This is a genomic window from Corynebacterium sp. HMSC27B11 (assembly GCF_001815985.1).
Lineage (GTDB): Bacteria > Actinomycetota > Actinomycetes > Mycobacteriales > Mycobacteriaceae > Corynebacterium.
In genome coordinates, this window is the sequence record NZ_KV823533.1 from 1 (window position 1) to 6788 (window position 6788).

Consider the following 6788-nt stretch of genomic DNA (forward strand, 5'->3'; position numbering starts at 1 on the left):
TTGGCTCCCGCCCCAAGTTGCAACAGCACCATCGAAATCGGCAGACGATCAGGGGCCAGCCCCACCCGGTCAGCCAGCTCCCGGTTGGCCTGATGGTCAACCAGGAACATCGCGGTCTCCGCAATACGGGCCGGCCACCAGTTCAACTCAATGCCATAGAACTGCCCGATGGATAGCTTCTGCTCCCACGAGATATCGAGTGCAAGATCCGTCGTGCCCTCGCGCTCACGGATGGCGACGATCACGTCCGTCTCGATCTTGCGCAGCTCGCGATAAGCCACGATGAGGAAGTTTCCCGAGCCGCAGGCCGGGTCACAGAACACCATGTCGGCCAAGCTGTCGCGGAATGCCCGCAACTTCGCCACTGGCGTGGACTTTGCTGCGATCAGCCGGTCCGCCTCAGCGCGCAGCTCGTCCAAAAACAGCGGACCAATGGTCTTTAGAATGTTCTTCTCGGAGGTGTAGTGCTCACCGTCATCCCGGCGAGCCTCCTTAGACTTCACCAGCTGGAACATCGACCCAAACAAGGCGGGGCTGATGTTCGTCCAACGGAACCGGCAGGCATTCAGCAGCGCATCGCGCATCTCGGGGGTGAAGAACTGCGTGGGCATCGTCTCCGCGAAGATCGCCCCGTTGATGTACGGAAAACGCGCCATGGAATCCGGCACCCGGCGGCGCTGAGCCTCCGGGGTATTCAGCACCTCAAACAACGCACCAAGCTGGCTTCCCAAGTTCTCGCTGGTGGTGTGCTCCAGAACGAAGCGATAGAAGAGATCCTGCTCAATGACCCCGGAGTCCTCGGCGAACAGCAGGAACAGCAGACGGGTCAGATACATCGACGTCACCTGGACGGCGGCGTCTTCGTCCTCAGGGTTGGTCGGGGCCTCATCGCCGACTTCCTCGTCGACCTCGTCGCCGACCATTGCGGTGAACAGGTCGGCCATCAGGCGTGATGCCTGGATCGAGGCCTCCTGCTGCTCCTCCCGCGTGAGGGTCTCCTCGTAACCGGCGAGGAACTTCAGCTCATCGACGTGCTCGGTGACCTCCGCGAGCGGGAACTCAATGTCGAAGCGCTGCTCTGCCGAGCCGAGCCGCACCAAACGGAGGCGCTCGAAGTCGCTGGCGAGAATGTAACGGGGCTGCTCGGACGGCGTAATCGTGCCGCCGAGCAGGTAGTCGCGTGCCTGATCCACCGCGACCTGGAGATCGACCCCCGGCTTCTTCGCCTCCCCGATCACCACACCCGGCCAAAACAGGTCAATATAGCCGGTCTTGCCGGTGCTCGCTCGCCGGGCGTCCTGCTCGAACAGGTCCATGCGGGAGGCGGTCACGCCGAAGCATTCGAAAAGCTCGGTCCAGTAGCTCTGCGCGTACTTGCGCTCAAGTCCGCCCTCGTCGTCGTTGCCCCAGCCGTCGAGGCGTTCCCGCCATCGCAGCTTGAAGCAGTCAAGGTTCTGGCGCATGGTCGCGCGGTCCAGGCGAAGTGCGGTTGGAGAAGTCACGCTCTCACCATAGACAACGCACCAGACACGGGCCGCATGTTCGAATACTCCCGCATCACATAGCAGGTCCGGGCGGATCCCGCCCTTCTCGGATAACGACGTGTCAGCGCCCGCGGTTACCGCCCGCCGTACCGTGCCCGGGGAGTGTCTGCACCGGATTCTAAGCTGGGGTCAGCGCCTGCCTAGGCCGGATGACGTCATTAAAAAACCACAGCACCTCAACCGCTATGAGGTGGGCAGTTAATTCTCGAGCAACTCATCGAGAAGCCTGCGTACCCGAGCGTCGATCTCATCGCGGACCAGGCGCATTCGCTCGATGCCCTCGATGCCCCGCTGGGACGGCTCGTCGATCCCCCACCGCTCGCACGTTCCGTGAGCATCCTCAGGTAGCTCCAACTGGGCATCCTCGCCGAGAATGACGGTGCGGTCGACCTCCCGCAGTAGCTGCGGGTCGATCCCCTTCGGGGTTCCGCCGGACATGTCGGCCCCGATCTCACTAATCGCCTCCACGGACTGGGCGTTGAGTTCTGTGCCCGGTGTCGTGCCGGCAGAGTGGATCTCGACCCGGTCGCCAGCGTGCTGAGCGGCCAGGGCTGCGGCCATCTGGGACTTGCCGCCGTTGCTGACGCAGATAAACAGAACTCTCGGACGGGTACTCATGAGATGGCATTCTCCTTCTCAGATACAGCAGTCTGTGAAGACGATGTGGGGGATGCGGGCAGAGTCGGATCCTGGGGGAAGAGTTTCGGCCCCAACCACAGCATGACGTAGACCAGGCCGACGAGCACCGGGACCTCGATCAGCGGCCCGATGGTACCGGCCAGCGCCTGTGCGGAGTTCGCCCCGAAGGTACCGACCGCCACGGCGATGGCCAGCTCGAAGTTATTTCCTGCGGCCGTGAACGACACCGACGCCGACTGCGCGTAGTTCATCCCCGACATCTTCGTGACAGCCAGCGCGAGGGCGAACATGCCCACGAAGTAGATCAGCAGCGGCACCGCGAGACGAGCCACGGTCCACGGTTGGGATGTGATTTGCTCGCCTTGCAGGGAAAACAGGAGCACGATGGTATACAGCAGGCCGAGCAACGCCAGCGGGGAGATCGCGGGCAAGAAGGTGTCCTCGTACCAGGCACGGCCCTTGGTCTTCTCACCGATGAGTCGAGAGAGCACTCCGGCCAACAGCGGGATGCCGAGGAAGACGAGCACGGAGGTGGCGATGGACCAGAAGGAAAACTCGGCCGAGGTGGTCGCCAGCCCCAGCCAGGAGGGCAGGATCTGGAGGTAGAACCAACCAAGCACGCTGAACATAATCACCTGGAACACCGAGTTGATGGCCACCAGCACGGCCGTGGCCTCCCGATCACCACACGACAGGTCCGACCAGACGAGCACCATCGCGATGCACCGAGCCAGGCCGACAATGATCAGCCCCGTGCGCAACTCCGGCTGATCCGGCAGGAAGATCCAGGCCAGAGTAAACATGAAAGCCGGGCCGACCAGCCAATTAAGGACGAGGGAAACGGTCATCAGGCGTTTATCGGCGACGATCTCCCGGGTCTTGTCGTAACGAACCTTCGCCAACGGCGGGTACATCATCACGAGCAAGCCAAGGGCGATCGGCAGGGATATTCCGCCGACCTCCAGGGCGCCCAGAGCGTCACTAATGCCGGGGAACGTCCGGCCCAGGAGTAGGCCAACAGCCATGGCCAGAAGGATCCACACCGGCAGAAAGCGGTCTAAAAAGGACATGCGCGGGCGATGGGAAACAGTCATAAGACCCCTTTTACATATTGATGGTCATCGATACTAAAAATAACCTTCATATAGATGACCGTCAATATAGGATGGCTGTTATGACCCTCCCGCAGATCCTTCCACTCACTGATCTTGCCTCCTGTTGCTCGCTCGGTTCTGGCCCCCTGACCGAGCATCAGGCCGAGCGTTATGCCACCTTGTTCAAGGTGCTGGCCGATCCTGCCCGCCTGCGGCTGCTGTCGAGGTTGGCGGCCGAGGGATGCGGCCCGGTCAGTGTCGGGGAGCTAACAGAGAGGTCTGGATTGAGTCAGCCGACTGTGTCTCACCATCTCAAACGATTGACCGAAGTCGGCCTGCTAGAGAAGGTGCGAGTAGGCCGGACGGTCACCCACCAGGTCCGCCCGGAACTGTTCGCAGAGCTGCGCACCGTTCTGCAGATGGACTGACCCGCCACCGACGAGCAGGACACGATCACACATGTGATCACCAAGCACGCCGAGGCGATCGCCACACCGTTGCGCGGGGCGTGTCTGCACCGGGTTCTAAGCTGGCGTTAGCGCCTGCTTGAGGCGGGCGACGTCGCTAAAAAACACAGCACCACAACCACAACACCACACGAAAGGCGAGAGTATGACTGAAGAGACGAAGAGGAACGAGTCCCTAGCGGAGGCAATGGACACCGCCTACGAGGCCGGCATCGAGATGCGCCGCGCGGTCATGGGCGATGATTTCGTGGACGCCGCGCTGGAGCGCAACGCGGGTAAAGACGGCGAGGAGCTGCAGAAGCACATCTCCGCGACCGTCTGGGGCTCCATCTGGAACCGGCCCGGCCTGGAGAAGCGGGATCGCAGCCTGCTGAACATCGGCATGCTCGTCGCGCTGCGGGCCACCGGTGAGCTGCGCGGGCACGTCCGTGGCGGCCTGCGCAATGGGCTGACCCGCGAGGAGATCACCGAAGCCGTGCTGCACACCGCTGGGTACTGCGGGGCACCGGCGGCCCTGAGCGCGATGAAGGTCGTGCAGGAGGTACTGGAGGAAGAGCTCGGGCCGAAGGAAAGCTAGCCCGGCGCGCCAGCTGCTCAGCGCGCTAATTGTTGAGCGCGTCCTCCAGGTAGCGGTCGCGGCCTGCCCACAGGCCGGCGAGGAACTGCAGCACCACCAGGGCCACCAGGCCAGCCATGACGACGGACCACGGCTGGGCCACTCCCCCGCCGGAAAGCACGTCGTGCAACGCGCCCGCGCCAACCGGGCCGATCGCGGAGCAGGTATAGCCCGCAGTCTGGCTGAGCGCGCCCAGCCCCGCCGTGCCCGCCACCGTGCGGGTGCGCAGCATCGCCAGGGAGAACGCGATACCCGTAGCAGTGCCGTGCCCGATACCGAAGAGCACCGCGAAAGCCATGCCCAAGTGGGCGGGCGCGAAGTACATTCCCGCCAGGCCCACGCCCAAACCCAGGGAGCCGATGGAGGTCGCCCACACCTGGCTGCGGGTGCGGTGCACGAAGATGCTCACCGCCAGGGCGCACGGGATGGCCACGAGGTTCACGACGGTGAGCATCTCGCCGCCCGCGTTTTCCCCACGGCCCTGCTCCAGGAACATCGTCGGCAGCCACGCGTTGACCGTGTAGAAGAGCACGGAGAGCACCGCGAAGTACATGCTCACCGCCCATGCCAACGGGGAGCGCAGCATGCTGCTCATCGCGATCGCCGGTGGGGCCGCCTTCGCACTGGATGCTGCGCGAGGCGCCGCGGCGGAGGCGTCGGCAGGCTCCTCCCCCGCGCTGGCACCCTCCGCAGCACCGGGCTCCCCGCCATTTTCAGTGAGCTGCACCCTCGCTGCCGGGGTGCCAGGGCGCAGCTTAGCCCGGCCAACCTGCGGCAGCCACAGCGGCAGCGCGATCACCGCGAGGATCCCCCAGCTCAGCAGCGCGATCCGCCAGGACCCCGTGGCCCGGGCGATCGGCAGCGTCAACCCGCTGGCCAGCGCCGGACCCGCGTACAGGCTCACGGTGTACACGCCCATGAGGATGCCGCCCTTATCCGGGTAGCGCGCCTTAATAAATGCCGGCAGCAGCACATTGCCGATCGTGATCGCTACGCCTACCACGGCCATGCCGATGAAAAGCGCAGTGGCGCTAGGCACCAGGCGGATCGCGAACCCCACCATCAGGATCACGAGGGCCGCGAGGATGGTGCGGGCCAGCCCGAACCGACGTCCCCACCCTGGGGCGCGCATGGAAAGAAGGACGAACGCGAGCAGCGGAACCGTCGTCAACAGACCCGCCGCGGTGGCGCCGAGCGCGAGATCACTACGGATATCGGGGATCACGAAGGCCACGGAAATGATCGCCGGGCGCAGATTCAGCCCGACAAAGAAGATCCCCAGCAGGGCGATCAACATGCTGGGGCGGGCGGCGCGCTGTGCACGCCCTGTGGGTGCGCCGGTGGGTTCGGTCATCTCGCGTGGCTCTCCTTCGCTCGTCTCGGGGGTTGGTGGCCGGTGGCTGGTTCTCACCAGCGCCTGCCGGCAGCCCCAAGCAGCTTAGTCAACGCTTAAACCGCCTCAACCAGGAGGCGTGCGCCTAGGCGAGCAGGTACTCCTGCGCGAGCACGACCGCCGCCATCAGCAGCACAAAGACCCCGAAGGCGCGCTTCAACTTCGCTGCCGGGATATGCGAGCCCAGCAGCGTGCCAAGGATCGTGCCAGCCATCGCGAGCCCGGTGAGGCTGCCGAGCGCCTGCCAGTCGACGTCCACGTGGAGGATGTGGGAGAAGAACCCCGAGGCCGACTGCATCGCCACGACCAGCAACGAGGTACCGACCGCGGCGGGCATGGTGAAGCCCACGAGGAGTGCCAGGGCCGGGACGACGAGGAAGCCGCCGCCCGCTCCGACCAGCCCGGAGATTACTCCGATGCCGAGGGCTGCGAGGACGATCTTCACCTTCTGCGCCCGGCTCAGCGGCAGGGTCGCTGCGGTCCCGGCGCTGCTCGGGGTTGATTTACCCTTCGTGCGGCTCGGCGGCGCGGGTGCGGAGGGCTTCCTGCCGCGAACCATACCGATGCCGGAGGCGATCATCACGATGGCGAAGATCGTCATGACGACGATGCCGGGCAGCAAGGCGGTCAGTTGCCCGCCCGCGAAGGCACCCAGCATCGCCAGCCCACCGAAAACGACGCCCGTCCCCCACCGGACGTTGCCCTTCTTATGTCCTCGTTCCCGCTGTTCTTTGGTCGGGCGGGCGTGCAGGAAGGTGGAGAACAGGCTGGTGATCCCGACGATGAACAGGGAGCCGGTGATGGAGTCCTGGGTGGGCCAGCCCGCGATATAGCTGAGGATCGGCACCATGAGGATTGCCCCGCCGCCGCCGAAGAGTCCAATGGTGATGCCAACGAGGATGGCAAGGACGTGGGTAGCAATCAGCGCTGCGGACAATCTTTCACTTCCTGGCTTGAGGGTGGTGCCGAAAGTTCTCTCAACTCTTGTGCCATCCATGCTAGATGGGGGTTAAGTAAAGAAAAGTGTGTCCGCAT

The 6788-nt window shown here is 64.3% G+C and carries 7 protein-coding genes; 2 read left to right on the plus strand and 5 right to left on the minus strand.

Annotated elements, in window-relative coordinates:
- The 3 genes from HMPREF3097_RS09815 to arsB all read right to left on the minus strand — a co-directional run.
- The coding region (locus HMPREF3097_RS09815; RefSeq protein WP_070759999.1) for a DNA methyltransferase at positions 1-1502 on the minus strand (1502 nt) is incomplete at its 3' end.
- Between the two features lie 240 nt (positions 1503-1742).
- A complete protein-coding gene (locus tag HMPREF3097_RS00275; RefSeq protein ID WP_070760001.1) occupies positions 1743-2162 on the minus strand; it encodes an arsenate-mycothiol transferase ArsC in 420 nt (139 codons plus the stop codon).
- Entirely contained in the window at positions 2159-3277 is a 1119-nt protein-coding gene (gene arsB / locus HMPREF3097_RS00280) for an ACR3 family arsenite efflux transporter (RefSeq protein WP_070760003.1), read from the minus strand. The genes HMPREF3097_RS00275 and arsB overlap by 4 nt, the downstream gene beginning before the upstream one ends.
- Before the next feature lie 80 nt (positions 3278-3357).
- Between arsB and HMPREF3097_RS00285 the strand changes: the two genes are divergently transcribed.
- Together HMPREF3097_RS00285 and HMPREF3097_RS00290 are read left to right on the plus strand one after the other, a co-directional pair.
- Positions 3358-3705, plus strand: a complete 348-nt coding sequence (locus tag HMPREF3097_RS00285) for an ArsR/SmtB family transcription factor (RefSeq protein ID WP_070760005.1) — start codon at positions 3358-3360, stop codon at positions 3703-3705.
- Between the two features lie 118 nt (positions 3706-3823).
- A complete protein-coding gene (locus tag HMPREF3097_RS00290) occupies positions 3824-4321 on the plus strand; it encodes a carboxymuconolactone decarboxylase family protein (protein WP_070760007.1) in 498 nt (165 codons plus the stop codon).
- Positions 4322-4346: 25 nt separating this feature from the next.
- On the opposite strand, the gene HMPREF3097_RS00295 is transcribed toward HMPREF3097_RS00290, so the two are convergent.
- Together HMPREF3097_RS00295 and HMPREF3097_RS00300 are read right to left on the minus strand one after the other, a co-directional pair.
- A complete protein-coding gene (locus HMPREF3097_RS00295; RefSeq protein ID WP_070760009.1) occupies positions 4347-5714 on the minus strand; it encodes an MFS transporter in 1368 nt (455 codons plus the stop codon).
- Positions 5715-5838: 124 nt separating this feature from the next.
- Positions 5839-6690 carry a sulfite exporter TauE/SafE family protein gene (locus HMPREF3097_RS00300; protein WP_246821133.1) on the minus strand — a complete coding sequence of 284 codons (852 nt, stop codon included), beginning with the start codon at positions 6688-6690 and terminating at the stop codon, positions 5839-5841.
- Positions 6691-6788 lie beyond the last annotated feature (98 nt).